The following is a 24,331-nucleotide window of genomic DNA, read 5'->3' as shown; positions in this document are numbered from 1 at the left end:
AAACCGATCAACGCTGCACGTCGCGGCGTGGGGAGCCGGTGAACAGCTGACGTGGGCGGCCGATTTTGTACTCGGGGTCGCTGATCATTTCGTTCAACTGGGCAATCCAGCCGACGGTACGGGCAAGGGCGAAGATGCCGGTGAACAGGTTCACGGGGATGCCGATGGCGCGTTGCACGATGCCGGAGTAGAAGTCCACGTTGGGGTAGAGCTTGCGGCTGACGAAGTATTCGTCTTCCAGAGCGATCTTTTCCAGCTCTTTGGCCAGTTTGAACAGGGGGTCGTTTTCCAGGCCCAGTTCGGCCAGCACCTCGTTGCAGGTTTCCTGCATCAGCTTGGCGCGGGGGTCGTAGTTTTTGTACACGCGGTGACCGAAGCCCATCAGCTTGACGCCGGAGTTCTTGTCTTTCACCTGGTTCATGAACTCGCCAACCTTGGAGACGCCACCCATTTTCTGGATGTCTTCCAGCATGTTCAGACAAGCTTCGTTGGCACCGCCGTGGGCAGGGCCCCAGAGGCAAGCCACACCCGCCGCGATGGCGGCGAACGGGTTGGTGCCGGACGAACCACACAGACGCACAGTGGAAGTCGAGGCGTTTTGTTCGTGGTCGGCATGCAAAATGAAGATGCGGTCCATGGCGCGCTCAAGCACGGGGTTGACCTTGTACTCTTCGCAAGGTGTGCCGAACATCATGCGCAGGAAGTTACCTGCATAGGACAGGTCGTTGCGGGGGTACATGAAGGGCTGACCCACGCCGTATTTGTAAGCCATGGCCACCAAAGTGGGCATTTTGGCGATCAGGCGGATCGCGGCGATGTGGCGGTGCTCAGGGTTGTTGATGTCGGTGCTGTCATGGTAGAAGGCCGACAGGGCGCCGACCAGGCCAGTCAACACGGCCATGGGGTGTGCGTCACGGCGGAAGCCGCGCAGGAAGAACTGCATCTGCTCGTTGACCATGGTGTGCTGGTTCACGAGCTTGTGGAAGTCCTTGCTTTGCTGGCCCACGGGCAGTTCGCCGTTCAGCAGCAGGTAGCAGGTGTCCAGGTAGTCGGCTTTGTTGGCCAGTTGTTCGATGGGGTAGCCGCGGTACAGCAGCTCGCCCTTGTCGCCGTCGATGTAGGTGATGGCCGACTGGCAAGAAGCCGTGGACAGGAAACCCGGGTCGTAGGTGAACATGCCGCTTTGTGCGTACAGCTTGCGGATGTCGATCACGTCAGGACCGATGTTGCCGGAGTAGACGGGCATCTCGATGCTGGGGCTGCCGTTGGAGAACGACAGGGTGGCTTTGTTATCGGCGAGTTTCATGGTGGGTTTCCTCAATAAATCCGTGCTCGACCCGTGATGGGTCAACTTCTTAGCAGGTCCAGGACTTCACGCACCTCTTCGGTGCTGATCTCGGGCTGCAGCTCCTTGCGGCGCAACAACAAGTCCATGAGATCGTTGTCTGACAGGTCCATCAGCACGTACATGCCCCGAGCCTGGCCAACCGTCAGCGCAGCGGCGTAGCGGTTGAAGAAGCGCTCGATGAACAAATCGTTTTCGAGCAGACCGCGTCGGCTGCGCCAGCGCAGCTTGCTCAGCGACCGCTCGCTCAAAGGAGCGAGGCGGTCGGCGCCGACCAGTGACGCGTCTTCCAGGATGGGGGTGACGGGCATCAGACAGCGCGGCGAACCATCATCTCTTTGATCTTGCCGATGGCCTTGGTGGGGTTCAGACCCTTGGGGCAGACATCGACGCAGTTCATGATGGTGTGGCAGCGGAACAAACGATAAGGGTCTTCCAGGTTGTCCAGACGCTCGGTCGTGGCTTCGTCGCGGCTGTCGGCCAGGAAGCGGTAGGCCTGCAGCAAACCGGCAGGACCCACGAACTTGTCGGGGTTCCACCAGAAGCTGGGGCAGCTGGTCGAGCAGCTGGCGCACAGGATGCATTCGTACAAACCGTTCAGCTCTTCACGCTCTTCCGGGCTTTGCAGGCGCTCGGTTTCGGGCGGGATGGTGCTGTTGATCAAGTAGGGTTTGATCGAGTGGTACTGCTTGAAGAACTGGGTCATGTCCACGATCACGTCGCGGATCACGGGCAGGCCAGGCAGGGGCTTCAAAACGATGGTGCCGGGCAGGGTGTTCATGTTGGTCAGACACGCCAGGCCGTTTTTGCCGTTGATGTTCATCGCGTCAGAGCCACACACGCCTTCGCGGCAGGAGCGGCGGAAGGAAATGCTGGGGTCCACAGCCTTGAGCTTCATCAGGGCGTCGAGCAGCATGCGTTCATTGCCGTCCAGTTCGACCTGGATGGTTTGCATGTAGGGCTTGGCGTCCTTGTCAGGGTCGTAGCGGTAGATCTGGAAAGTGCGTAGGGTCATGAAAGAACTCCTGGTGTATTCGGGTGGTGGACCGCCACTTGGAGTGCGCGGTCCAGACAATCTTTAGAACGTGCGGACCTTGGGTGGCACCGAGTCCACAGTCAGGGGCTTGAGCTTCACAGGCTTGTAGGTCAGGCTGTTGGATGCGCTGTGCCACAGGGTGTGCTTCATCCAGTTGGCATCGTCACGACCCAATGGTGCCACGGCGTCGTCCACTGGACGCTCGTAGTCGCTGACGGTGTGGGCACCACGGCACTCGCGGCGGGCAGCGGCAGACACCATGGTGGCTTGCGCGGCTTCGATCAGGTTGTCCACTTCCAGGGCTTCAATGCGGGCGGTGTTGAACACTTTGGAGGTGTCCTTCAGACCGATCGCGTTGACGCGCTCGCGGATGGCGGCGATTTTTTGCACGCCTTCGTCCATGGAGGCTTGGGTGCGGAACACACCTGCGTGTTGTTGCATGGTGGCGCGCATGTCGTTGGCCACGTCCTGGGCGTATTCACCGCCACGGCCTTCAAGCTTGTTCAAGCGACTCAGGGTGTAGTCTGCAGCGTCGGCGGGCAAAGGCTTGTGCGACTTGGTCTTGGAGGCGAAGTCGACGATGTGGTTGCCGGCAGCACGACCGAATACCAGCAAGTCGAGCAGCGAGTTGGTGCCCAGGCGGTTGGCGCCGTGCACCGACACGCAAGAGCATTCGCCCACGGCATACAAACCGTTGACCACGGCGTTGTGGTCGGTGGCGTTTTGCGTCACGACCTGGCCGTTGATGTTGGTGGGGATACCGCCCATCTGGTAGTGGATGGTGGGCACGACGGGAATCGGCTCTTTGGTGATGTCGACGTTGGCGAAGTTGACGCCGATTTCGTACACCGAGGGCAGGCGCTTGTGGATGGTGTCAGCACCCAGGTGGTCCAGCTTGAGCAGCACGTAGTCTTTGTTCGGGCCACAGCCACGGCCTTCCTTGATTTCCTGGTCCATGCAGCGGGACACGAAGTCGCGCGGGGCCAGGTCTTTCAGGGTGGGCGCATAGCGCTCCATGAAGCGCTCCCCATTGCTGTTGAGCAAGATCGCGCCTTCACCACGGCAGCCTTCGGTCAAGAGCACGCCAGCACCGGCCACGCCTGTGGGGTGGAATTGCCAGAACTCCATGTCTTCCAGTGGGATGCCAGCGCGTGCTGCCATGCCCAGGCCGTCGCCTGTGTTGATGAAGGCGTTGGTGGAAGCCGCATAAATGCGGCCAGCGCCACCGGTGGCCATCAGCACGGTCTTGGCGTGCAGGACGTGCAGGTCGCCGGTTTCCATTTCAAGGGCAGTCACTCCCACCACGTCGCCTTCGGCGTCGCGGATCAGGTCCAGCGCCATCCACTCCACAAAGAAGCTGGTTTTGGCTGCCACGTTTTGCTGGTACAGGGTGTGCAGCATGGCGTGGCCAGTACGGTCAGCCGCAGCGCAAGCGCGTTGCACCGGCTTTTCGCCGTAGTTGGCGGTGTGGCCGCCAAATGGACGCTGGTAAATCGTGCCGTCCGGGTTGCGGTCAAAAGGCATGCCCATGTGCTCCAGGTCGTACACGACCTTGGGCGCTTCGCGGCACATGAACTCGATCGCATCCTGGTCGCCGAGCCAGTCGGAGCCTTTGATGGTGTCGTAGAAGTGGTAGTGCCAGTTGTCGTCGGACATGTTGCCCAAGCTGGCACCGATGCCGCCTTGGGCCGCCACGGTGTGCGAGCGGGTGGGGAACACTTTGGACAGCACGGCCACGTTCAGGCCGGCGCGGGCCAGCTGCAGCGAGGCACGCATGCCCGAACCACCGGCGCCGACGATCACGACGTCAAACTTGCGGGTGGTGATTTTGTCTTTGGTATAGCTCATGGTTTAACTTGGTTGGTGTGGTTTCAGCGCAATGACAGGCGAAGGGCTGACGCGTTACAGGCGCCACAGGGCCTGAACAGCCCAGCCGGCACAGCCGACCAGCCAGACGAGGGTGAAGACGTGCAAGACCAGACGCACGGCCAGTGGCTTGACGTAATCCATCCAGATGTCACGCATGCCCACCCAGACGTGGTAAAGCAGGGAAAGGATGACGGAGAAGGTCAGGACCTTCATCCACTGGGAAGCAAAAATGCCAGCCCATTCTTCGTAGCCGATGGGGCCAGCGGTGAAGATCACCTGGGCCAGCAAGATCACGGTGAAAAGGGCCATCAGAGTGCCGGTCACGCGTTGCGCGAGCCAGTCACGGAAGCCGTAGCCAGCACCGGTGACGATGCGTTTGGAGCCGTAGTTCACGGACATAGGTCAGTTTCCTTTGTTGTTATGGGGCAGATCAGTACAAACCAAACATCTTGGCGCCGAGCACGGCGGTCAGGCCGATGCTGAGCACCAGGGTGACGATGGCGGAGGATTTGCCAAACTCTTTGGTGACCGCATGGCAGATGTCCATGTACAGGTGACGCAGGCCGGCAATGAAGTGGTGCAGGTAGGCCCAGATCAGCGCCAGCGCCACCAGTTTCATGAACCAGCCGGGCACAAAACCGAGACCGGCATTGAAGGCGGCCGACAGCTTGGCGAAGGAAATCTCCGAAGTGATCGAACTGTCAAACATCCAGATGATTAGTGGCATCAGCAAAAACATCAGGAAACCGCTGATGCGGTGCAAGATGGAGACAATACCGGCCGCCGGGAGGCGGTAAGTGGGCAAGTCTTTCAAGGCGTTGATGTTGCGGAATTCAGGCCGCTTTCGGGCGAGTTCAGTCATGTGGGTACTTTCTGGGTGTAACGCGTTCGTAATTTGGATGACAAACCGGTGGATTCTATTGCAACGCAACAAACTGACATGAGCATTGCACACGGGCTGCGCTGGGAGATCTTCTGCACATTTCGGGTGGCTCAGCTCAAGGCGTTGTGGTAGTGGTGACTTTCGGTGCGGTAAAAGCCCCGGCGCAGCTCCATGGGGGTGTCGTTGTAGGTGAATGCCACCCTTTCCACGCTCAGCAAGGGGGTGCCGGGAGTCACTTTGAGCAGCTCGCTTTGGGTGGCATCGGGCAGGACTGCGCGAATTTTCTCGTCAGCGCGGACCATGCGCACACCAAACTCGGTTTCGAACAGTGCGTACATGGGGCCGTGGTAGTCGGCCAGTCTTTCTGCGGTCAGGCCTTTGAAGGGCGCGGCAGGCAGCCACAAGTCTTCCAAAATGGTGGGAGTTCCTGCAAATGAAAGTACACGGCGGACCTGCAAAACCGTGTCTCCGGTTCTCAAGGTCAGCGCCCGGGCAATGTCGGCTGTGGCCCGAAGCCGTTTGCAATCCACGATTTCGCGCTGGGCGGGGCCCTCGGTGTCCAGGTCGCCGCGGTCAGGGACCAGTTTCAGGAACCGGTATTGCACATGGTGTTCGGCATGGGTGGCCACAAAAGTGCCCTTGCCCTGGCGACGGACCAGCAGGTTGTCGCTGGCCAGTTCGTCGACGGCTTTTCTCACAGTGCCCTGGCTGACCCGGTAACGGGCGGCGAGCTCCATTTCGCTGGGGATGGATTCGCCAGGCTTCCACTCGCCAGACTGCAGGTTCTGCAGAATCAGGCCTTTGATCTGCTGGTACAGCGGGCTGAATGCCGGCGTCGGCACAGACGTCTCGGTCGCGGTAGAGCTGTTGTCGGCCAATGGGGAAGTGTTGTTCATAGGTTGAATTCTGGCGTGCGGGTCAGTTGCGCGTCAGGTGGCACATGATATCTTATATAAGACATAAGACAAATTGACGAATCAGGGTTTTCGCGGGTACACTTCCAAGCTGTTTGCTTGCGTTTCGCGCTCATGAATCTGGGTGCGGCGCGCGGGTCCGGCGTGCCGGGCAGACCCCCTGGCCGATGGTTGGTCAGCGCCTGCAACCCTTGTTTTCAACCTTCTGGAGTTTTCCATCATGAGCAAAAAGCCCGTCCGCGTTGCCGTCACCGGTGCAGCAGGTCAAATTGGTTACGCATTGTTGTTCCGCATCGCCTCCGGCGAAATGCTGGGCAAAGACCAGCCCGTCATCTTGCAGCTACTGGAGATCCCTGACGAAAAGGCCCAAAAAGCCCTCAAGGGCGTGATGATGGAATTGGAAGACTGCGCGTTCCCGCTGTTGGTCGGCATGGAAGCCCACTCCGACCCCATGACCGCTTTCAAGGACACCGACTACGCCCTGCTGGTCGGCTCGCGTCCTCGTGGCCCAGGCATGGAGCGTGCCGAGCTGCTGGCCATCAACGGTGCCATCTTCACTGCCCAGGGCAAGGCCCTGAACGCCGTGGCTTCGCGCAACGTCAAGGTGCTGGTCGTGGGCAACCCCGCCAACACCAACGCCTACATCGCGATGAAGTCTGCGCCTGACCTCAAGCCCGGCAACTTCACCGCCATGTTGCGTCTGGACCACAACCGCGCTGCTTCGCAAATCGCCGCCAAGACCGGCAAGGCCGTGGCCGACATCGAAAAACTGTGCGTCTGGGGCAACCACTCGCCCACCATGTACGCCGACTACCGTTTCGCCACCATCAAGGGCGAATCCGTCAAGGCCATGATCAACGACCAGGTCTGGAACGAAACCGTGTTCCTGCCCACCGTGGGCAAGCGTGGCGCGGCCATCATCGAAGCCCGTGGCCTGTCCTCGGCCGCTTCGGCTGCCAACGCCGCCATCGACCACATGCGCGACTGGGCCCTGGGCACCAACGGCAAGTGGGTCACCATGGGTATCCCGTCGCAAGGCTGGTACGGTATCCCCAAGGATGTCATGTTTGGCTTCCCCGTCACCTGCGAAAACGGCGAGTACAAGGTCGTTGAAGGTCTGGAGATCGACGCCTTCAGCCAGGCTTGCATCGACAAGACCCTGAAAGAGCTGACCGACGAGCAAGCTGGCGTCGCTCACCTGATCTGATTGCCTCCCAGAGACATTCAGTGAGCCATCCTCGCGACGTCCTGTTGGGTGCGCAAGCCGGAAGCGTTCAGCTGCCGGTTTGTGACCATTACAGCGGTGTCGACGCGAGGATGCGCAAAAGCTTGCAGCTGCAAGTCGAAATGACGCAGGAGTTTGGAACCTGCGTCTTTGATGTGACCCTCGATTGCGAAGACGGCGCCCCTGTGGGTGGCGAGGTAGAGCATGCCGCGCTGGTCACCGAGCTGGCCCTTGGCGCGGCACCCGGTGCCCGTGTGGGCGTGCGTGTGCACCCCGTGGACCACCCCAGTTTCCAAGCCGACATGGCCACCATTGCAGGCCAGGCGGCGAAGCGCTTGACGCACATCATGGTGCCCAAGGTCGAGTCGGTGGCCGATGTGCAGCTGGCCGAGCAGGCCTTGAATGAGGCCGGTGCCCACGATTTGCCTTTGCATGTGCTCATCGAGTCCCCCGCTGCTTTGAACCGTGCCTTCGACATTGCGGCGCACCCGCGAGTGCAATCGATCAGTTTTGGCCTGATGGACTTTGTTTCGGCCCATGGCGGGGCGATTCCCGCCGATGGCATGGGTATTCAGGGGCAGTTCACCCACCCGCTGGTGTTGCGCGCCAAACTCGAGATTGCCAGCGCGTGCCACGCCCACGGGAAAGTGCCCTCGCATTGTGTGGTCACCGAGTTCAAAAACACCGAAGCGATCCGCATGGCCGCCCAAAAAGCGGCCCGTGAGCTGGGATACACCCGCATGTGGAGTATCCACCCTGACCAGATTCGGCCGATCCTGCAGGCCATGGCGCCCAGCGAGGCGCAAATTGAACAAGCCAGTGAGATCATTCTGGCCGCGCAGGCGGCCCAGTGGGCGCCCATCAGCCACGCAGGTCAACTGCACGACCGGGCCAGCTACCGGTTTTTCTGGCAGTTGATCGAGCGTGCGCACCACACCGGTTGTCGTTTGCCTTCCGGGATTCAGTTTTTCTTTTCGGGTGACGGCAAGCCAGCCCGATCTGTTTCATGATGAAGAACATTCGTGCGAAGGAGATCGAGATGCGAAACATGATGGCGACACTGGTGTTCTCCCTGCTGGCGCTGCCGGCATGGTCACAAGCCCCTGCAGCTTCCTCCAAAGCAACGCCAACCAAACCCAAGACGTCCGCCGCCAAAGCGGCGCCCAAATCCAAACTGGCCGAGGCCCCCAAGCCCGAACCCGACACCCCGATGGGCCCGGAAGAGCTGGCCATTGCCGAGCGCGTGCACAAAGGCCAATTGCCTTGCGAGCTGGGTGCCACGGTGCGTCTGGAGGCTGACGCCTCGCAGCCTGGCTACTTCTATTTGCACGGCAAAGGCTTTCGCTACCGCATGCACCCCGTGGCCACCAGCACAGGCGCGATCCGTCTGGAAGACCGCAAAGCGGGCGCTGTCTGGTTGCAACTGGCCAACAAATCCATGTTGATGGATCAAAACAAAGGCCGCCGCTTGGCCGATGAATGCGCCAACGCCGAACAGGTGGCCTTTGCCGAGAACATGAAAACCAATCCCCCGCCCAGCCTGATCGATACGACAGGCATGGGTCGATAAAACTTGAAACTTTGACTGACAGGAGAAAAAACCATGTTGAAAGCTTACCGTGAACATGCAGCAGAACGCGCTGCTCTGGGTATCCCGCCATTGCCGCTGGATGCCAAGCAAGTGGCCGAGTTGATCGAACTGATCAAGAACCCACCCGCTGGTGAAGATGCCTTCCTGATGGATTTGTTGACCCACCGCGTGCCACCTGGCGTGGACGACGCCGCCAAGGTCAAGGCGTCTTTCCTGGCCGCTGTGGCCCATGGTGAAGTCCAAGTTGGCTTGATCTCCAAAGCCAAAGCCACGGAACTGCTGGGCACCATGGTGGGTGGCTACAACGTGCATCCCCTGATCGAGTTGCTCGACAGCGCCGAAGTGGCCGGTGTGGCCGCTGAGGCCCTGAAGAAAACCCTGTTGATGTTCGACTTCTTCAACGACGTCGCCGAAAAAGCCAAGGCCGGCAACGCCAAAGCCAAAGAAGTCATGCAAAGCTGGGCCGAGGCCGAGTGGTTCACCAGCCGCCCCGAAGTCGAGAAAAAAATCACCGTCACCGTGTTCAAGGTGCCCGGCGAGACCAACACCGACGACTTGTCGCCCGCGCCCGACGCGTGGAGCCGTCCCGACATCCCGCTGCACTACCTGGCCATGCTCAAGAACACCCGCCCCGGCGCGGCGTTCAAGCCCGAAGAAGACGGCAAGCGCGGCCCCATGCAGTTCATCGAAGACCTGAAGAAAAAAGGCCATCTGGTGGCCTACGTGGGCGACGTGGTCGGCACCGGCTCCAGCCGCAAGTCGGCCACCAACAGCGTGATCTGGGCCACCGGCCAAGACATCCCGTTTGTGCCCAACAAGCGCTTTGGTGGCGTGACTTTGGGCGGCAAGATCGCTCCCATTTTCTTCAACACCCAAGAAGACTCTGGCGCTTTGCCGATTGAAGTGGACGTGACGAAGCTGGAGATGGGCGACGTCATCGACATCCTGCCCTACGACGGCAAGATCGTGAAAAACGGCGCCACCGTCACCGAGTTCAAACTCAAAAGCGACGTGCTGTTTGACGAAGTGCGCGCCGGCGGACGTATCAACCTGATCATTGGCCGCAGCTTGACCGCCAAGGCCCGCGAGTTCCTGGGCTTGCCCGCTTCCACTGTGTTCCGTCTGCCCACGCCACCAGCCGCCACCAAGGCCGGTTTCACATTGGCCCAGAAGATGGTTGGCCGCGCTGTGGGCCTGCCAGAAGGCCAAGGCGTGCGCCCCGGCACTTATTGCGAACCCAAGATGACCACCGTGGGCTCGCAAGACACCACCGGCCCAATGACCCGCGACGAGCTGAAAGACCTGGCTTGCCTGGGTTTCAGCGCCGACATGGTGATGCAGTCGTTCTGCCACACCGCCGCTTACCCCAAGCCTGTGGACGTCAAAACCCACCGCGAACTGCCCGCCTTCATCAGCAACCGCGGTGGCGTGTCGCTGCGCCCCGGTGACGGCGTGATCCACAGCTGGCTCAACCGCCTGTTGTTGCCTGACACCGTCGGTACCGGTGGCGACTCGCACACCCGTTTCCCCATTGGTATCAGCTTCCCAGCGGGCTCCGGTTTGGTGGCCTTCGGTGCCGCCACAGGCGTGATGCCTCTGGACATGCCTGAATCGATCCTGGTCCGCTTCAAAGGCGAAATGCAGCCCGGCGTGACCCTGCGCGATTTGGTGCATGCCATTCCCTTGTTCGCCATCAAGAAGGGCCTGCTCACCGTGGCCAAGTCCGGCAAGATCAACGAGTTCTCGGGCCGCATCCTGGAAATCGAAGGCTTGCCCAACCTGAAGGTCGAGCAGGCGTTTGAGTTGTCCGACGCGTCTGCCGAACGCTCGGCTGCGGGTTGCACGATCAAGCTCAACAAAGAGCCGGTCGAGGAGTACCTGAAGTCCAACGTCGTGCTCATGAAGAACATGATCGCCGACGGTTACGCTGACGCCCGCACCCTGGCCCGCCGCATCGAGAAGGTCGAGGCCTGGTTGGCCAAGCCCGAGCTGCTCGAAGCCGATAAGGACGCCGAATACGCGCACGTCATCGAGATTGACATGAACGAGATCAAAGAGCCGATCCTGTGCTGCCCCAACGATCCGGACGACGCCAAGTTCCTGTCCGAAGTCGCTGGCACCAAGATCGACGAAGCCTTCATCGGTTCGTGCATGACCAACATCGGCCACTTCCGCGCTGCGGCCAAGCTGCTCGGCGGCAGCCGCGACATCCCCGTCAAGCTGTGGGTCGCCCCACCGACCAAGATGGACGAGAGCGAGTTGATCAAGGAAGGCCACTACGCCAACTTCGGCGCAGCCGGTGCCCGCACCGAGATGCCCGGCTGCTCCCTGTGTATGGGCAATCAGGCCCAGGTGCGCGAAGGCGCCACCGTGGTGTCCACCTCCACCCGCAACTTCCCCAACCGTCTGGGCAAGAACACCAACGTGTTCCTGGCCAGCGCCGAGCTGGCGGCGATCGCGTCCAAGTTGGGACACATCCCCACCGTGGCCGAGTACCACGAAGCTATGGGCATTGTGAACAAGGATGGCGCGGCGATCTACAAGTACATGAACTTCAACCAGATTGAGGAGTACGTGGAGAACGCCAAGGGCGTGACCGCCTGATCGCCTTCGAAAGCGAGTCTTCAAGCCCCCGCGCTGAAAAGCCCGGGGGCTTTTTTGTCGTCTACACAGGTGACAGACGGGCTGACCCCTTGGCTTTAGGCTTTGCACTTCTACTTGTCATGCCAAGGACCCCGCCATGAAAACCACCACCCTGGGCAAAAGCCCTCTGAAAGTGTCCCGCCTGTGCCTGGGCACCATGATGTTCGGCGACCAGACGCTGCTGGAAGATGCCCGGCGCATTGTGGCCGATGCACAGGAAAAAGGCTGCAACTTCATCGACACCGCCGACATTTACACCCTCGGCAAGTCTGAAGACATGGTGGGCCAGGTCCTTCAGGGGCATCGCCACCGTTGGGTGCTGGCCAGCAAGGTCGGCAATCCGATGTCGGACCAACTCAACTGCCAAGGCTACTCGCGCAGCTGGATGATGCGTGCCTGCGAAGACAGTTTGCACCGCCTGGGCACCGACCACTTGGACATTTATTACCTGCACCGCGACTACAACGGCATGGACCTGGAGGAGCCCTTGCGGGCCATCGAGGCTTTGCTGCGCGACGGCAAGATCCGTTACTGGGGCGTGTCCAATTTCAGGGGGTGGCGCATCGCCGAGATGGTCAACTTGGCCCGCCAGATGAACATGCCCGGCCCGGTGGTGTGCCAGCCTTATTACAACCTGCTCAACCGCTTGCCCGAGGTGGAAATTCTGGAAGCCTGCGGCCATTACGGTCTGGGTGTGGTGCCCTACAGCCCGATTGCGCGTGGCGTGTTGACAGGCAAATATGCACCCGGTCAGGCCCCCGCCCAGGGCAGCCGCGCAGCGCGTGGTGACAAGCGCATCATGGAAACCGAATTTCGCGAAGAGTCGCTGCAGATTGCCCAAACGCTGCGCCAGCATTGCGAGGCCAAGGGCGTGTCGCTGGCGCACTTTGCTACCGCCTGGGTGCTGGCCAACCCCCATGTGAGCGCGGTCATCGCCGGGCCGCGCACGCTGGCGCAGTGGCAAGACTATGCGGGCGCTTTGGAGGTGACGATCACCGCCGAAGACGAAGCCTTGGTCAACAGCCTCGTGGCGCCCGGGCATCCGTCGACGCCCGGTTACAACGACCCTTCTTACCCTTTGAACGGGCGCTGAAATCCGCGTGTGTGTTGGCCTCTGACGGTTGCAGTGGGCATCGATGCGCCAATGGGGTGATTGACAAACGCCTCTGAGTTTCTGTACAGTCTGTACGGAAATCAAGGAGTTCGCCATGTCAGACACCCCGCAATACGGCCTCGAACAAGCCCGGGCGCAGCTGCCGCTCATCGCCTCCGAGGCGGTGGCGGGCTACAGCAGTGTGATCACGCGCCACGGCAAGCCGGTGGCGGTGGTGGTGCCGGTGGCGCAGTGGCGTGAGGAGCAGATCCGCTCCAGGCAAGGGGGTGTTCTAGCCTTGCGTGGCTCGGGCCGAGGCCTGTGGCCGGAGGGTGCGGCCTCGGCGGTCGCCCAGCTGCGCGATGAGTGGGCTTGAGCGGTGGGAACCCGTGGCCGAGTCCGTGCTTCGGCATCGCTGTGGTGCGGCCTGAGCGAGGGGGCCACCGTGCTGGTGGACACCGCGCCCTGGATTTACCTGCTCGAAGACCATGCCGAATTCGCGCCCCGTTTTGTGGGTCTTTTCGAAGCCGCAGATCGCGGCCAGATTCAGCTGGCCTTGAGCACCGTGACCTTGGCCGAAGTGCTGACCGGTCCTTTCAAGGCGGGCCAGACGGCCCTGGCTAAGCGCTACGAGACGGCGCTGGGCGCTTACCAGGTGGTGCCCTTGTCCGCAGCGGTGGCCAGTCTGGCGGCGCAGTTGCGGGTGCAGTACCGCCTCAAGCTGCCCGATGCGGTGCAGCTGGCTTCGGCGCTGCAGATCGGCGCAGCGGCCTTGGTCACACATGACCGCGACTTTTCTGCGGTGCAGGGCTTGCCGGTGTTAATGGGTACTTAAAACTTGCGCCTGCGCCTGCGCCTGCGCCTGTGCCTGTGCCTGTGCCTGCGCCTGCATCGCAGGCGCGGATGCGGGTCAGAACATCCGAGCGATCAAAGCACCCTCGGCCGGGCCGTCCAGCGGAATCCACACCTTGAGCGGATTGCCCGCAGCCACCTCGATGGCTTCGCCGGATTCGCTTTTCATGTGCGTCAGCGGCAGTTTGCGGTTGCCGCTGGGGTGGATCACCTCGATCGTGTCGCCTACCGCGAAACGGTTTTTGGTCTCGACCAGCGCCCAGCCATCACCCACCTCACGCACCTCGCCCACAAATTGGCTGCGGTGCCCCACCGAGTGGCCGGTTTCGTAGTTCTGGTAGTACTGCGCGGGGCGGCGCTCCAGAAAGCCCGAGGTGTAGCCGCGTGAGGCCAGACCGTCGAGTTCACTGATCAGCTCGGGGTTGAAGGGGCGACCGGCCACCGCGTCGTCGATGGCCCGGCGGTACACCTGCGCGGTGCGGCTCACGTAATACAAACTCTTGGTGCGGCCTTCGATCTTGAGCGAGTCCACCCCGATCTTGACCAGGCGCTCGATCAGCTCCACCGCACGCAGGTCCTTGCTGTTCATGATGTAGGTGCCGTGCTCGTCTTCCATGATGGGCATGAGCTGACCCGGGCGTCCGGCTTCTTCGATCAGGTAGACCTTGTCGGCGGCGGGGTGGCGCTGGCCGTCGCCACAGGCCGAGAAAGCTTTGTCGGCGTTTTCCTGTTCCTGCTCGAAGTTGAAGTCACCCGCCATGCGCACGGGCTGGACCTCGCCGGAGTCGGTCTCGTCGGTGGCTTCTTGGGTGCCGTAACTCCAGCGGCAAGCGTTGGTGCAGGTGCCTTGGTTGGGGTCGCGGCGGTTGAAATAGCCGGACAACAGGCAGCGGCCCGAATACGCGATGCACAACGCACCGTGCACAAAGACTTCGAGCTCCATGTCGGGGCATTCCTGGCGGATTTTTTCGACCTCGTCCAGACTCAGTTCGCGGCTCAGGATGATGCGGGTCACGCCCACCTTCTGCCAGAACTTCACCGCCGCCCAGTTGACGGTGTTGGCCTGCACCGACAGGTGGATGGGCATTTCGGGCCATTTCTCGCGCACCATCATGATCAGGCCCGGGTCGGCCATGATCAGGGCGTCGGGCTTCATGGCGATCACCGGCTCGATGTCGCGCAAATAGGTGCGCACCTTGTCGTTGTGCGGCAGCAGGTTGCTGGTGACAAAAAACTTTTTGCCCCGGGCGTGCGCTTCGGCAATGCCGATGCCGATCTGCTCCAGCTTGAATTCGTTGTTGCGTGCCCGCAGGCTGTAGCGCGGCTGGCCCGCATAGATGGCGTCGGCACCAAAGTCGTAAGCGGCGCGCATTTTGTCGAGCGAGCCCGCTGGCAATAAAAGTTCGGGGGATTTGATCGCGGTCATGGTTTCCAATTTTCCAATTTTTTGACTCCTTCAAGCCCGGGCACAATTGACCTATGACAAGAAATGAGCGCAATCCGGTGGTGATCGCAGGCGGCGGTATCGGCGGGCTGGCGGCGGCCCTGGCCTGTGCGAGGCAAAGGGTGCCAGTGCAATTGCTGGAGCGGGCCACGCAGCTCAGCGAGGTGGGCGCGGGCATCCAGATCGGGCCGAATGTGACGCGCATCTTGCAGGCCTGGGGTCTGGGTGCGGCGCTGGCGGAGGTGGCGGCTTTCCCCAAGCAGCTGCAAGCGCGCGATGCGCAAACCGGTCAGGTGCTGGGCACGCTGCGCCTAGGGGAAAGGGCACAAGCGCTGTATGGCGCGTCTTATGCCACCATCCACCGTGCCGATTTGCAGGGCCTGCTGCAGCGGGCGGTGCAGGATGCAGGCTTGGCATTGCATCTGGGACAGACCGTGCATGGCTGGTACGAAACCGAAGAGGCTTTGCAAGTGAACACGGCAGAAGGCCTGAGCCTGCAAGTCAGCGCCCTGATCGGGGCCGACGGCATCTGGAGCGCGGTGCGCCAGCAACTGCTGGGCGATGCCTCGGCGCGGTTCACCGGGCATCTGGCTTACCGGGCGCTGGTGGCGCAGGCCGATTTGCCCACGCACTTGCGCAGCGACCAGGTCACCGTGTGGATGGGGCCGCGCCTGCATGTGGTGCATTACCCGGTGCGCAGTGGGCAGTGGCTCAATCTGGTGGCCATCGTGCACGGCGCCAAACCCGACCAGGCTCAAGACTGGGACCAGGCCGGACACACCCAGGCTCTGATGCAGGCCATGGGCGTGGTGGGCCGCGATTTGCACGAGCGTTTGGCATCGGTGCCCGCTTGGCGGCAATGGGCGCTGCACGACCGCTCGCCAGTGAGCGGTGCCAGCGACATGGCGCAAGGCCGCGTGGCCTTGCTGGGTGATGCAGCGCACCCCATGCGGCCTTATTTGGCGCAGGGCGCGGGCATGGCCATCGAAGACGCACAGGCCTTGGCGCAGTGCCTGAGTGTGGGCAACGCGACAGTGGCCGAGCAACTGCAGGCTTATGCCGAGCAACGCTGGGTGCGCAATGCCCGCGTGCAGGCCCGGGCGATTCGCAACGGCCGCATCTTCCACGCCCAGGGCGCTGTCGCGCTGGGGCGCAATCTGTCGATGCGGCTCATGGGTGAGCGGGTGATGGATGTGCCTTGGCTTTACGCAGACGCATCAGAGGTTCATGGCTTCAAAGGCAATGCCCTCTGACGCTTGCCAGTGAGGGCAAACAGCGCATTACTCACCGCCGGGGCCAGAGGCGGCACCGCCGGTTCACCCACGCCCGCTGGGTGGCGGGTGCTGGGCACGATGTGGGTTTCCACCGTTGGTGCCTGGCTGAGCGTAACCATGGGGTAGTTCGGAAAATTGCTTTGCTGCACCACGCCGCCCACGATGTCGATTTGGCCGAACAGCGCGGCACTCAAGGCATAGACCACGCTGCTCTGCATTTGCTGGGCCACGGTGTCCGGGTTGACCACGGTGCCGCAGTCGATGGCACAGACCACGCGGTGCACGCGGATCTGGCCTTGCTCGACCGAGACCTCCGCCACTTGTGCCACGATGGAGCCAAAAGATTTGTGCAGCGCGATGCCTTGCGCGCGGCCTGCGGGCAAAGGCTTGCCCCAGCCGGCTTGTTTGGCTGCGAGCTGTAACACCGCCGCATAACGCGGCGCGTCTTTCAACAGCTTCAGGCGAAAGGCCAGCGGGTCTTGCTTCGTGGCCACGGCCAGTTCGTCGATGAAGCTTTCCGAGAAGAAGGCGTTGTGCGAATGGCCCACCGATCGCCAAAAACCCACGGGCACGCCAGATTGGGTGGCCACATGGCTCATGTGCTGGTTCAAAAATCCGTAGGGCAGATCGAACAGACCCTCGGATGTGGTTTTGTCGGGCATGTCGATGGGGCCCGACAGGTGCGGTGCGGCGCGTGCCATCCAGCGCGGGGTGATGGCGTCGCCCGCCGACTTGATGCGCAAACTGCTGACTTCGCCTTGTGCGTCGATGGACGCCTGGAATTTGGCCAGGTGCATGGGGCGGTAAAAGTCGTGCGTCATGTCTTCTTCGCGCGACCAGACCAGTTGCACGGGCGCGCCCTTGCAGGCCATGGCCACTTGCACGGCTTGCCCGACAAAGTCGACCTCCAGCCTGCGGCCAAAACCGCCGCCCAACAGCGTCACATGCACGGTGACCTGGTCTTCTTTGACCCCCGCTACTTTGGCGGCCATGGCCCGCGCCATTTGTGGCACCTGCGTGGGCACCCAAACTTCGACTTTGCCGTCTTTCACCCGTGCCGTGCAGTTCATCGGCTCCATGGTGGCGTGGGCTAGGTAGGGCGTTTGGTAGAGCGCGTCAATGCGGCTGGCCGCCGTTTGCTCGGCCTTGAGTGGCAGGCCTTGCTCGTGGAAGGTGAAGCCGCTTTCGGTGTTCAGTGCCTTGAGCAGGTCGGCCTGGATGCGGGTGGTGTCTGGGGCGCCTGCAGGCGTTGTTGGCCACTGCACCTTCATGGCTTGTGCGCCTTGGCGCGCTTGCCAGGTGTTTGTAGCGACCACCGCAAAGCCACCCGTTCCGCCGCCCCAAGCGTCCAGCGCCACTACCTGGCTCACACCCGGCAAGGCCAGCGCGGCCTGGGTGTCCATGGGGGCGGCTGCGCCACCCAGCACGGGGTTCATGCGCACGGACGCAAACAGCAGGCCGGGCAAGCGCACGTCCATGCCGAATTGCGCTTGGCCCATGACTTTGGCAGGGATGTCATTGCGTGCAACCCTTTGGCCGATCAACTTCCAGTCCTCACGGGCTTTGGGGGCGATGTTCGGCGGTGTGCTGCCGGCAGCCGCTGCACCCATTTGGCCGTAATGCGCCTTTTGGCCCGATGCATGTTGCATCACGCCATCGCGCACGGTGATCTCGCTGGCGGGCACCTTCCACGCGGCAGCAGCGGCCTGCACCAGGCTGGCGCGTGCGGTGGCGGCGGCCATGCGCAGCGGCTCCCACAGGTCGGCGACCGAAGACGAGCCGCCCGTGGCGTTGATGCCCAGTTCGCGGGCGATCTTGCCCACCATCCACTCGGCCAGCTTGATCTTGATGGACTTGTGCTCGCCTTCGCTGTCCAGCGGGTGAAAGGGCAGGCTGGCCACCAGCATGGCCACGTTGCCGTAAATGCTGTCGGCTCCGGCTTGCTCCAGGCGCACGCGGTTCAGTGGCACATCGAGTTCTTCGGCCACCAGCATGGCCAGCGCGGTGTGCACGCCCTGGCCCATTTCGCTGCGCGGCATCGCCAGCACCACCTCGCCATCGGCGGCGATCTTGATCCAGCCGTTCAGCGCCACATCGCCTTGTGTGGGCAGCATCAATTCGGGCGAGCCCAGGCGTGAGCGGGCGGGGATCGCGCCCCAACCCACCACCAGTGCGCCGGTAGCGCCCAAGGCGCTCAAAATCCAGGTGCGGCGTTTCATGCGGCACCGCCTTTCTTCAGTTCAGCCGCAGCCCGGTGGATGGCCGCCCGCACACGCTGGTAAGTGCCGCAGCGGCAGAGGTTGGTCATGGCGGCGTCAATGTCGGCATCGCTGGGCTGGGGTTTTTTTTCGAGCAAGGCGGCTGCAGCCATCAGCATGCCGCTTTGGCAGTAACCGCATTGCGGCACCTGCTCGGCGATCCACGCGCTTTGCAAGGGGTGGGGCTTTTCTGCCGAGCCCAAGGATTCGATGGTTTTGATGGGTTGATTGGCCACAGCAGACACAGGCATGACGCAAGAGCGCACGGGCTGGCCGTCCACATGCACGGTGCAAGCCCCGCAAGCGGCGATGCCGCAACCGAATTTGGTGCCCGTGAGATTCAGTTCATCGCGCAGCACCCACAGCAGGGGCGTGCTGGGGTCGGTGGTGACGGTTTGGCTTTGGCCGTTGATGTTCAGTTGCATGTGCTCTCCCCGTTGGTGCAAGCGGGCATGTTAGTGCAAATGAATGCACCTGTTGACCGCAGCTTGATCGTTAGGGGGCTGGGTCACAGTTGCGTGCGCAGCGTCCAGATTTCCGGGAAGAGCACAGTGTCCAGCATCTTGCGCAAATAGCTCACGCCGCCCGTGCCGCCCGTGCCGCGCTTGAAGCCGATCACGCGCTCCACCGTGGTCACATGCCGAAAGCGCCACAGGCGGAAGGCGTCTTCCAGATCGGTCAACTCTTCGCCCAGCTGGTACAGGTCCCAGTGTTGCTGCGGGTTGCCGTAGACCACGAGCCATGCGTTTTCGACCGCCTCGCTGGCCGGGTAGGGCTGTCGCCAGTCGCGCTGGGTGTGGCTGTCCGGCACATCCAGACCGCGGCGCTGCAAAAGCCGCAGGCATTCGTCGTACAGCGAGGGCGCTTCGTAGGCCGCTTGCACGATGGCCGACAGATCAGGGCGATGCGCGTGGGGCTGCAGCATGGCCGCGTTCTTGTTGCCCATCGCAAACTCGATGCATCGGTACTGCCAGCTCTGGAAACCACTCGACTGTGCAAGATACGGGCGGATGGCGCTGTACTCGGGCGGGGTCATGGTGGCCAGCACGTCCCAAGCGTGTACCAGCTGCTCCATGATGCGACTGACGCGGGTGAGTTTTTTGAAGGCGTCGGGCAACTGGTCTTGCGCGATGTCCGCCATGGCGAACTTAAGCTCGTGCAGCATCAGCTTCATCCACAGCTCGCTGGTCTGGTGCTGCACGATGAACAGCATCTCGTTGTGGTCGGGCGAGAGCGGTTTTTGGGCGTTCAGGATGGCGTCGAGTTGCAGGTAGTCGCCGTAGCTCATGCGGCCATCAAAGTCGAGCTGGGCTTTTTCATCGTGCACGATGCGCTCGCCTTGCGCTGTGCTGGCGCTGGCTGTGTGGGTGGTGGATGAGAAAGGGCAGGAACTCATGACAGGCCTTTCAGGTGACGGCGTTCTTTTGCGCAAAGCGGGCGTCTTGCCATTCGCCACTCTGCATGACCTGGCACAGGTGTTCTGCGGCCTGCCAAACGTCGGCATAGCCGACATAGAGCGGGGTAAAGCCAAAGCGCAGGATGTCCGGGTGCTGGCCGCCATCGCCCGCCCTGAAGTCGCCAATCACGCCGCGCGCGATCAGGGCTTGCACAATGGCGTAAGCGCCTTCGGCCCGAGTCAGGCTCACTTGCGAGCCGCGCAGGGCTTCTTCAGCCGGGGTGGCGATGCCAAAGCCGTGGCCGTGCAGGCGGGTGCGCACCAGTTGCATGAACAAGCCCGTGAGCGCCAGCGACTTTTGGCGCAGCGCGGCCATGCCGCCCAGCGCCTCGGCAGCCAAAAAGGCGTCCAGCCCGCAGTCGAGTGCTGTGAGGCTCAATATGGGTTGGGTGCCACATTGGTAGCGGGTGATGCCCTTGGCGGGTTGGTAGTCGGGCGTGAAGGCAAAGGGCGCGGCATGGCCCCACCAGCCGGCCAGGGGCTGCCAAAAGCGGTCGGTGTGCTGGGGGTGCACCCACACAAAAGCCGGGGCACCGGGGCCGCCGTTGAGGTATTTGTAGCCGCAGCCCACGGCAAAGTCGGCGCCTGAGCCGTTCAGGTCAACGGGCACCGCGCCTGCGCTGTGCGCCAGGTCCCACACGGTGAGGATGCCTTGGGCGTGGGCCTGCGCGGTGACGGCCTGCATGTCGTGCATGGCCCCGGTGCGGTAGTTCACATGCGTGAGCATGAGCACCGCCACATCGGCTTGCAAAGAGGCCGCCAGGTCTTCGGCCTCGACCAGTTGCAGGGTATAGCCACGCTCTTTGCACAAGGCTTCTGCGATGTACAGGTCGGTGGGGAAGTTGCTGCGCTCGCTGACGATTTTGGTTTTTTGCGGATGGTCGGCTTGGGCGATGTGCAGCGCGGCGGCCAGCACCTTGAACAGGTTGATCGAGGTGCTGTCGGCCGCCACCACTTCACCCGGCTGGGCACCGATGACGCGGGCAATTTTGTCGCCCACGCGCTGGGGCAGGGTGAACCAGCCTGCGGTGTTCCAGCTTTTGATCAGGTCGGTGCCCCATTCGTGCGTCACGGCATGGGCCACGCGGGCCGGGGCGGTTTTGGGCAGCACGCCCAGCGAGTTGCCGTCCAGGTAAATCACGCCAGGTGGCACCTCGAACAGCTCGCGCAGGGTGCGCAACGGGTCTTGTTGGTCCAGCAGTTCGCAGTCTTGCAGGGTGGGGGTGAGGTTCATCATGTTTGGGTCTTTCAAGCAGTGTTCAAAGTTCGCGCAAGACCGCCCGCACAGGGCTGGCGTCGGCGCTCATGAGTTTCAGGGGCAGGGCGATCAGTTCGTAATCGCCTTCGGGCACGTCATCGAGCAGCAGGTTTTCCAGCACGCGCAGGCCGCGCTGGCGGATGACTTGGTGGCTGGGCAGCTGTTTGCTGTCGGCCGGGTCGATGCTGGCGCTGTCGGTGCCGATCAGCCGCACGCCCAGATCGGCCAGGTGCTGCACGCAGGCGGGGTCAAAGGCGGTGAGTTGGGTGTCGAAGTGTTGGTGCGGAAACTGGCGGTAGGTGCGCACCAGCAGCCGCTCGGGCACGTCGTTCAGGGCGTGCTGCAGGAGGTCCATGGTGATCAAGCGGCCAGCGTCCAGCGCGTGGATGACGCGGCAGCGGCCCAGAAAGGGCAGCAGGTCCAAAGCGCCTACGGCCACGCCTTGCGGGTCGTAATGCAGCGGGGCATCGGCATGCGCACCCACATGCGGCGACAGCGTGATGGCGCTCACGTTCACGGGGCATGCGTCAGTCAGTGTGGCGGCCCATTGCTGGGTGTAAGGCGTGTCGCCCGGAAAGACCGGGCTTTGCGTATCCACAGGTGGAGAAATGTCCCAAAGTTTTTTCATGGTGTGCGAAGGTAGCACCCCACAAAAAACCGTGGTGTCGGTTATTTCCAACACCCGTGAAAAAGACTTCAGACGTCCAACGCAGGCAGGCCATGGCGGCGGCGTGCTTGTTCACAGGCCGGGCTGCCCTCTTCAAATTCACGGCAGGGCGATGGCCGCCATTCGTAAATGCCGCAAATGGCTTTTTCACCGGTTTTGCCATAGAGCGCGGCGCAGCGCGGCGGGCTGTGGTCGGTGCCGCGCATGCGGCAGGTGTGCTCGGTGATGGGCGAGGCCAAGCCTGCAGGCACATGGCCGCCACCTTCTTCGTATTCGTACACGGAGAAGTCCACCCGAAAACTCACACAGCAAGCGCCGCAGGTGGTGCAGTGGGACATGGGGTGAAAAGCGGGGGATGGCCCCCGGATCAAGCCGGGGTGACAGATCAGGCGTTCACGTGGCCCAGCAGCAAAAACTCCATGAGCGCTTTTTGCACATGCATGCGGTTTTCGGCTTCGTCCCAGACCACCGATTGCGGCCCATCGATGACTTCGGCGCTGACTTCTTCGCCACGGTGGGCGGGCAGGCAGTGCATGAACAGGGCGTCGGGCTTGGCCACTTGCATCATGGCTTCGTCCACGCACCACTCGGCAAAGGCTTTCTTGCGGGCTTCGTTTTCGGCCTCAAAGCCCATGCTGGTCCACACGTCGGTGGTGACCAGGTCAGCACCCCGGCAGGCATCTTCGGGGTCTTTGAAGATTTTGTAGCTGTCGGCACTGCGCAAACCGGCCACAGCCTGGTCCACTTCGTAACCGCTGGGTGTGCTCAAGTGCACCGTGAAACCCAGCAACTCGGCCGCCTGCAGCCAGGTGTTGGCCATGTTGTTGCCATCACCCACCCAGGCCACCACTTTGCCTTGAATCGAGCCGCGGTGCTCGATGTAGGTGAAGATGTCGGCCAGGATCTGGCAGGGGTGGAACTCGTTGGTCAGGCCGTTAATGACAGGCACGCGCGAGTGCGCGGCAAAGCGCTCGATTTTGTCCTGGCCGAAGGTGCGGATCATCACCAGATCGGTCATGCGGCTGATCACGCGGGCGCTGTCTTCGATGGGCTCGGAGCGGCCCAGCTGGCTGTCGCCCGTGGTCAGGTGCACCACCGAGCCGCCCAGCTGGTACATGCCCGCTTCAAAGCTCACACGCGTGCGGGTGCTGGCTTTTTCAAAAATCATGGCCAGCGTGCGGTCAGCCAGCGGGTGGTACTTTTCGTAGGCCTTGAACTTGCGCTTGATCTCGGCGGCGCGTGCAAACAGGTGTGCGTACTCGTCGGCCGTGAGGTCGGTGAACTGCAGGTAGTGCCGCACAGGCACAGGTGGGGTCTGGCTCATGCTGACTCCGCCAAAAAGGTCTTGATCAGGGGCACCAAAATGGCCACCACTTCGTCGGCCTCGGCCTCGGTCATGATGAGCGGCGGCACCAGGCGGATCACGCTGTCGGCCGTCACGCTCAGCAGCAGGCCGGCTTCGGCCGCGCGGCTCCAGATCGGGCCGCAGGGGCGCTCGAGTTCAATGCCCAACATCAGGCCTTGGCCACGCACTTCTTTCACGCCTTGCACGCCAGCCAGAGCCTTCTCCAGCCCACCGCGCAAATGCGCGCCCACTTTCGCTGCGTTGGCCATCAGGCCGTCTTTTTCCATGATGCGGATGGTTTCGACCCCCGCACGCATGGCCAGCGGGTTGCCGCCAAAAGTGGTGCCGTGGTTGCCGGGCTGGAAGATGTGGGCGGCCTTGGGGCCGGCCACCACCGCGCCAATCGGTACACCCGAGCCCAGGCCCTTGGCCAGCGGCATCACGTCGGGTAAGATGCCTGCCCACTGGTGGGCGAACCATTTGCCGGTACGGCCCATGCCGCACTGCACTTCGTCGATCATCATCAGCCAGTCTTTTTGGTCACACAGGGCGCGCACTTGCTGCAGGTATTCGATGCGCATCGGGTTGATGCCGCCTTCACCCTGAATGGTTTCCATGAACACCGCCACCACATTCGGGTTGCCTTCGGTGGCTTTTTTCAGGGCCTCGATGTCGTTGACCGGCACGCGCACAAAGCCCTCCAACATGGGACCAAAGCCTTTTTTCAGTTTTTCGTTGGCGGTGGCGCTCAGGGTGGCGATGCTGCGACCGTGAAAGGCTTTTTCGTAAACCACGATTTCGGGTTTGTCGATGCCCTTGTCGTGGCCGTATTTGCGCGCCAGCTTGATGGCGGCTTCGTTGGCTTCCAGACCTGTGCAGCAGAAGAACACGTTCGTCATGCCTGACAGTTCGACCAGCTTGGCCGCCAGCACTTCCGCGTTGGGCACATGGAAGTAGTTGCAGCTGTGGATCATTTTGCTGACCTGGTCTTGCAAGGCAGGCACCAGATCGGGGTGGTTGTGACCCAGGGTGTTCACGGCGATACCGGCCAAAGCATCCAGGTACTGCTTGCCATTGACGTCCCAGACTCGGCAACCCTGACCATGGCTGAGTGCGATTGGCAGTCGGCCATAGGTGTTCATGGTGTGCGGTGAGGCGGCTTCAATGTGAGCGGTCAT

Annotated in this window: 24 protein-coding genes; 8 read left to right on the top strand and 16 right to left on the bottom strand. The window is 62.2% G+C overall.

Going from position 1 to position 24,331, the window contains the following annotated elements; translation table 11 throughout:
• Nucleotides 1-7: 7 nt before the first annotated feature.
• The 7 genes from gltA to B9Z34_RS07195 form a co-directional block, all read right to left on the bottom strand.
• Nucleotides 8-1,306, bottom strand: a complete 1,299-nt coding sequence (gene gltA / locus B9Z34_RS07225; RefSeq protein WP_108427443.1) for a citrate synthase — start codon at nt 1,304-1,306, stop codon at nt 8-10.
• A gap of 41 nt (nt 1,307-1,347) precedes the next feature.
• The gene (locus B9Z34_RS07220; RefSeq protein ID WP_108427442.1) at nt 1,348-1,656 is read right to left on the bottom strand and encodes a succinate dehydrogenase assembly factor 2; all 309 of its coding nucleotides are present in this window, start codon (nt 1,654-1,656) and stop codon (nt 1,348-1,350) included.
• Entirely contained in the window at nt 1,656-2,360 is a 705-nt protein-coding gene (locus tag B9Z34_RS07215) for a succinate dehydrogenase iron-sulfur subunit (protein ID WP_108427441.1), read from the bottom strand. Before B9Z34_RS07215 ends, B9Z34_RS07220 begins: the two co-directional genes overlap by 1 nt.
• A 63-nt stretch (nt 2,361-2,423) precedes the next feature.
• Nucleotides 2,424-4,229, bottom strand: coding sequence for a succinate dehydrogenase flavoprotein subunit (gene sdhA / locus B9Z34_RS07210; RefSeq protein WP_108427440.1), 1,806 nt, complete (start codon nt 4,227-4,229; stop codon nt 2,424-2,426).
• A gap of 54 nt (nt 4,230-4,283) precedes the next feature.
• Complete coding sequence (sdhD, locus tag B9Z34_RS07205) at nt 4,284-4,649, bottom strand: succinate dehydrogenase, hydrophobic membrane anchor protein (protein ID WP_108427439.1); 366 nt, start codon at nt 4,647-4,649, stop codon at nt 4,284-4,286.
• A 31-nt stretch (nt 4,650-4,680) separates the two neighbouring features.
• On the bottom strand, nt 4,681-5,112 hold the full coding sequence (gene sdhC / locus B9Z34_RS07200; protein ID WP_108427438.1) for a succinate dehydrogenase, cytochrome b556 subunit: 432 nt from the start codon (nt 5,110-5,112) through the stop codon (nt 4,681-4,683).
• Between the two features lie 131 nt (nt 5,113-5,243).
• On the bottom strand, nt 5,244-6,029 hold the full coding sequence (locus B9Z34_RS07195; protein WP_108427437.1) for a GntR family transcriptional regulator: 786 nt from the start codon (nt 6,027-6,029) through the stop codon (nt 5,244-5,246).
• Between the two features lie 238 nt (nt 6,030-6,267).
• Here B9Z34_RS07195 and B9Z34_RS07190 point away from each other — a divergent pair, with 238 nt between their 5' ends.
• The 7 genes from B9Z34_RS07190 to B9Z34_RS07160 all read left to right on the top strand — a co-directional run bounded on the left by B9Z34_RS07190 (nt 6,268) and on the right by B9Z34_RS07160 (nt 13,434).
• A complete protein-coding gene (locus B9Z34_RS07190; protein ID WP_108427436.1) occupies nt 6,268-7,254 on the top strand; it encodes a malate dehydrogenase in 987 nt (328 codons plus the stop codon).
• A gap of 110 nt (nt 7,255-7,364) precedes the next feature.
• Nucleotides 7,365-8,282 (top strand): CoA ester lyase, encoded by a 918-nt coding sequence (locus B9Z34_RS07185; RefSeq protein ID WP_369907616.1) that lies wholly within the window; start codon nt 7,365-7,367, stop codon nt 8,280-8,282.
• 29 nt (nt 8,283-8,311) lie between these two features.
• Complete coding sequence (locus tag B9Z34_RS07180; protein WP_233249477.1) at nt 8,312-8,842, top strand: hypothetical protein; 531 nt, start codon at nt 8,312-8,314, stop codon at nt 8,840-8,842.
• 33 nt (nt 8,843-8,875) lie between these two features.
• The gene (gene acnB / locus B9Z34_RS07175; protein ID WP_108427434.1) at nt 8,876-11,467 is read left to right on the top strand and encodes a bifunctional aconitate hydratase 2/2-methylisocitrate dehydratase; all 2,592 of its coding nucleotides are present in this window, start codon (nt 8,876-8,878) and stop codon (nt 11,465-11,467) included.
• A gap of 136 nt (nt 11,468-11,603) precedes the next feature.
• Nucleotides 11,604-12,599, top strand: coding sequence for an aldo/keto reductase (locus B9Z34_RS07170; RefSeq protein ID WP_108427433.1), 996 nt, complete (start codon nt 11,604-11,606; stop codon nt 12,597-12,599).
• Between the two features lie 115 nt (nt 12,600-12,714).
• Complete coding sequence (locus tag B9Z34_RS07165; RefSeq protein ID WP_108427432.1) at nt 12,715-12,975, top strand: type II toxin-antitoxin system prevent-host-death family antitoxin; 261 nt, start codon at nt 12,715-12,717, stop codon at nt 12,973-12,975.
• 3 nt (nt 12,976-12,978) lie between these two features.
• Nucleotides 12,979-13,434 carry a PIN domain-containing protein gene (locus tag B9Z34_RS07160; RefSeq protein ID WP_108427431.1) on the top strand — a complete coding sequence of 152 codons (456 nt, stop codon included), beginning with the start codon at nt 12,979-12,981 and terminating at the stop codon, nt 13,432-13,434.
• 75 nt (nt 13,435-13,509) lie between these two features.
• Here the strand turns inward: B9Z34_RS07160 and yegQ are convergent, their stop codons facing one another.
• A complete protein-coding gene (yegQ, locus tag B9Z34_RS07155; protein ID WP_108427502.1) occupies nt 13,510-14,877 on the bottom strand; it encodes a tRNA 5-hydroxyuridine modification protein YegQ in 1,368 nt (455 codons plus the stop codon).
• 53 nt (nt 14,878-14,930) lie between these two features.
• Here yegQ and B9Z34_RS07150 point away from each other — a divergent pair, with 53 nt between their 5' ends.
• Nucleotides 14,931-16,148 (top strand): FAD-dependent monooxygenase, encoded by a 1,218-nt coding sequence (locus B9Z34_RS07150; protein WP_108427430.1) that lies wholly within the window; start codon nt 14,931-14,933, stop codon nt 16,146-16,148.
• On the opposite strand, the gene B9Z34_RS07145 is transcribed toward B9Z34_RS07150, so the two are convergent.
• From B9Z34_RS07145 to B9Z34_RS07110, 8 genes are all read right to left on the bottom strand, one after another.
• Nucleotides 16,121-18,388, bottom strand: a complete 2,268-nt coding sequence (locus tag B9Z34_RS07145; RefSeq protein WP_108427429.1) for a xanthine dehydrogenase family protein molybdopterin-binding subunit — start codon at nt 18,386-18,388, stop codon at nt 16,121-16,123. The genes B9Z34_RS07150 and B9Z34_RS07145 overlap by 28 nt on opposite strands.
• Nucleotides 18,385-18,852 (bottom strand): (2Fe-2S)-binding protein, encoded by a 468-nt coding sequence (locus tag B9Z34_RS07140; protein ID WP_108427428.1) that lies wholly within the window; start codon nt 18,850-18,852, stop codon nt 18,385-18,387. The genes B9Z34_RS07145 and B9Z34_RS07140 overlap by 4 nt, the downstream gene beginning before the upstream one ends.
• An 83-nt stretch (nt 18,853-18,935) precedes the next feature.
• Complete coding sequence (kynA, locus tag B9Z34_RS07135) at nt 18,936-19,823, bottom strand: tryptophan 2,3-dioxygenase (RefSeq protein ID WP_108427427.1); 888 nt, start codon at nt 19,821-19,823, stop codon at nt 18,936-18,938.
• A 10-nt stretch (nt 19,824-19,833) separates the two neighbouring features.
• Complete coding sequence (gene kynU, locus B9Z34_RS07130) at nt 19,834-21,120, bottom strand: kynureninase (RefSeq protein ID WP_199220089.1); 1,287 nt, start codon at nt 21,118-21,120, stop codon at nt 19,834-19,836.
• Between the two features lie 22 nt (nt 21,121-21,142).
• The gene (gene kynB, locus B9Z34_RS07125) at nt 21,143-21,769 is read right to left on the bottom strand and encodes an arylformamidase (RefSeq protein ID WP_108427426.1); all 627 of its coding nucleotides are present in this window, start codon (nt 21,767-21,769) and stop codon (nt 21,143-21,145) included.
• A 68-nt stretch (nt 21,770-21,837) separates the two neighbouring features.
• A complete protein-coding gene (locus B9Z34_RS07120) occupies nt 21,838-22,146 on the bottom strand; it encodes a YkgJ family cysteine cluster protein (protein ID WP_108427425.1) in 309 nt (102 codons plus the stop codon).
• Nucleotides 22,147-22,193: 47 nt separating this feature from the next.
• Nucleotides 22,194-23,132, bottom strand: coding sequence for an ornithine carbamoyltransferase (gene argF, locus B9Z34_RS07115; protein WP_108427424.1), 939 nt, complete (start codon nt 23,130-23,132; stop codon nt 22,194-22,196).
• Nucleotides 23,129-24,331, bottom strand: a complete 1,203-nt coding sequence (locus B9Z34_RS07110) for an aspartate aminotransferase family protein (RefSeq protein WP_108427423.1) — start codon at nt 24,329-24,331, stop codon at nt 23,129-23,131. The genes argF and B9Z34_RS07110 overlap by 4 nt, the downstream gene beginning before the upstream one ends.

It is taken from the genome of Limnohabitans sp. Hippo3, from assembly GCF_003063665.1.
In the GTDB taxonomy this organism is placed as follows: Bacteria; Pseudomonadota; Gammaproteobacteria; order Burkholderiales; family Burkholderiaceae_C; genus Limnohabitans_A.
The sequence above is the reverse complement of the archived record's forward strand: the minus strand, read 5'-3'. Positions and strand labels throughout refer to the sequence as shown.

What these genes read in the sequence shown, in the direction of transcription:
- gltA (WP_108427443.1), bottom strand. Translation starts at nt 1,306, where the DNA reads ATGAAACTCGCCGATAACAAAGCCACCCTGTCGTTCTCCAACGGCAGC.
- B9Z34_RS07220 (WP_108427442.1), bottom strand. Translation starts at nt 1,656, where the DNA reads ATGCCCGTCACCCCCATCCTGGAAGACGCGTCACTGGTCGGCGCCGAC.
- B9Z34_RS07215 (WP_108427441.1), bottom strand. Translation starts at nt 2,360, where the DNA reads ATGACCCTACGCACTTTCCAGATCTACCGCTACGACCCTGACAAGGAC.
- sdhA (WP_108427440.1), bottom strand. Translation starts at nt 4,229, where the DNA reads ATGAGCTATACCAAAGACAAAATCACCACCCGCAAGTTTGACGTCGTG.
- sdhD (WP_108427439.1), bottom strand. Translation starts at nt 4,649, where the DNA reads ATGTCCGTGAACTACGGCTCCAAACGCATCGTCACCGGTGCTGGCTAC.
- sdhC (WP_108427438.1), bottom strand. Translation starts at nt 5,112, where the DNA reads ATGACTGAACTCGCCCGAAAGCGGCCTGAATTCCGCAACATCAACGCC.
- B9Z34_RS07195 (WP_108427437.1), bottom strand. Translation starts at nt 6,029, where the DNA reads ATGAACAACACTTCCCCATTGGCCGACAACAGCTCTACCGCGACCGAG.
- B9Z34_RS07190 (WP_108427436.1), top strand. Translation starts at nt 6,268, where the DNA reads ATGAGCAAAAAGCCCGTCCGCGTTGCCGTCACCGGTGCAGCAGGTCAA.
- B9Z34_RS07185 (WP_369907616.1), top strand. Translation starts at nt 7,365, where the DNA reads ATGCGCAAAAGCTTGCAGCTGCAAGTCGAAATGACGCAGGAGTTTGGA.
- B9Z34_RS07180 (WP_233249477.1), top strand. Translation starts at nt 8,312, where the DNA reads ATGCGAAACATGATGGCGACACTGGTGTTCTCCCTGCTGGCGCTGCCG.
- acnB (WP_108427434.1), top strand. Translation starts at nt 8,876, where the DNA reads ATGTTGAAAGCTTACCGTGAACATGCAGCAGAACGCGCTGCTCTGGGT.
- B9Z34_RS07170 (WP_108427433.1), top strand. Translation starts at nt 11,604, where the DNA reads ATGAAAACCACCACCCTGGGCAAAAGCCCTCTGAAAGTGTCCCGCCTG.
- B9Z34_RS07165 (WP_108427432.1), top strand. Translation starts at nt 12,715, where the DNA reads ATGTCAGACACCCCGCAATACGGCCTCGAACAAGCCCGGGCGCAGCTG.
- yegQ (WP_108427502.1), bottom strand. Translation starts at nt 14,877, where the DNA reads ATGACCGCGATCAAATCCCCCGAACTTTTATTGCCAGCGGGCTCGCTC.
- B9Z34_RS07150 (WP_108427430.1), top strand. Translation starts at nt 14,931, where the DNA reads ATGACAAGAAATGAGCGCAATCCGGTGGTGATCGCAGGCGGCGGTATC.
- B9Z34_RS07145 (WP_108427429.1), bottom strand. Translation starts at nt 18,388, where the DNA reads ATGAAACGCCGCACCTGGATTTTGAGCGCCTTGGGCGCTACCGGCGCA.
- B9Z34_RS07140 (WP_108427428.1), bottom strand. Translation starts at nt 18,852, where the DNA reads ATGCAACTGAACATCAACGGCCAAAGCCAAACCGTCACCACCGACCCC.
- kynA (WP_108427427.1), bottom strand. Translation starts at nt 19,823, where the DNA reads ATGAGTTCCTGCCCTTTCTCATCCACCACCCACACAGCCAGCGCCAGC.
- kynU (WP_199220089.1), bottom strand. Translation starts at nt 21,120, where the DNA reads ATGATGAACCTCACCCCCACCCTGCAAGACTGCGAACTGCTGGACCAA.
- kynB (WP_108427426.1), bottom strand. Translation starts at nt 21,769, where the DNA reads ATGAAAAAACTTTGGGACATTTCTCCACCTGTGGATACGCAAAGCCCG.
- B9Z34_RS07120 (WP_108427425.1), bottom strand. Translation starts at nt 22,146, where the DNA reads ATGTCCCACTGCACCACCTGCGGCGCTTGCTGTGTGAGTTTTCGGGTG.
- argF (WP_108427424.1), bottom strand. Translation starts at nt 23,132, where the DNA reads ATGAGCCAGACCCCACCTGTGCCTGTGCGGCACTACCTGCAGTTCACC.
- B9Z34_RS07110 (WP_108427423.1), bottom strand. Translation starts at nt 24,331, where the DNA reads ATGACCGCTCACATTGAAGCCGCCTCACCGCACACCATGAACACCTAT.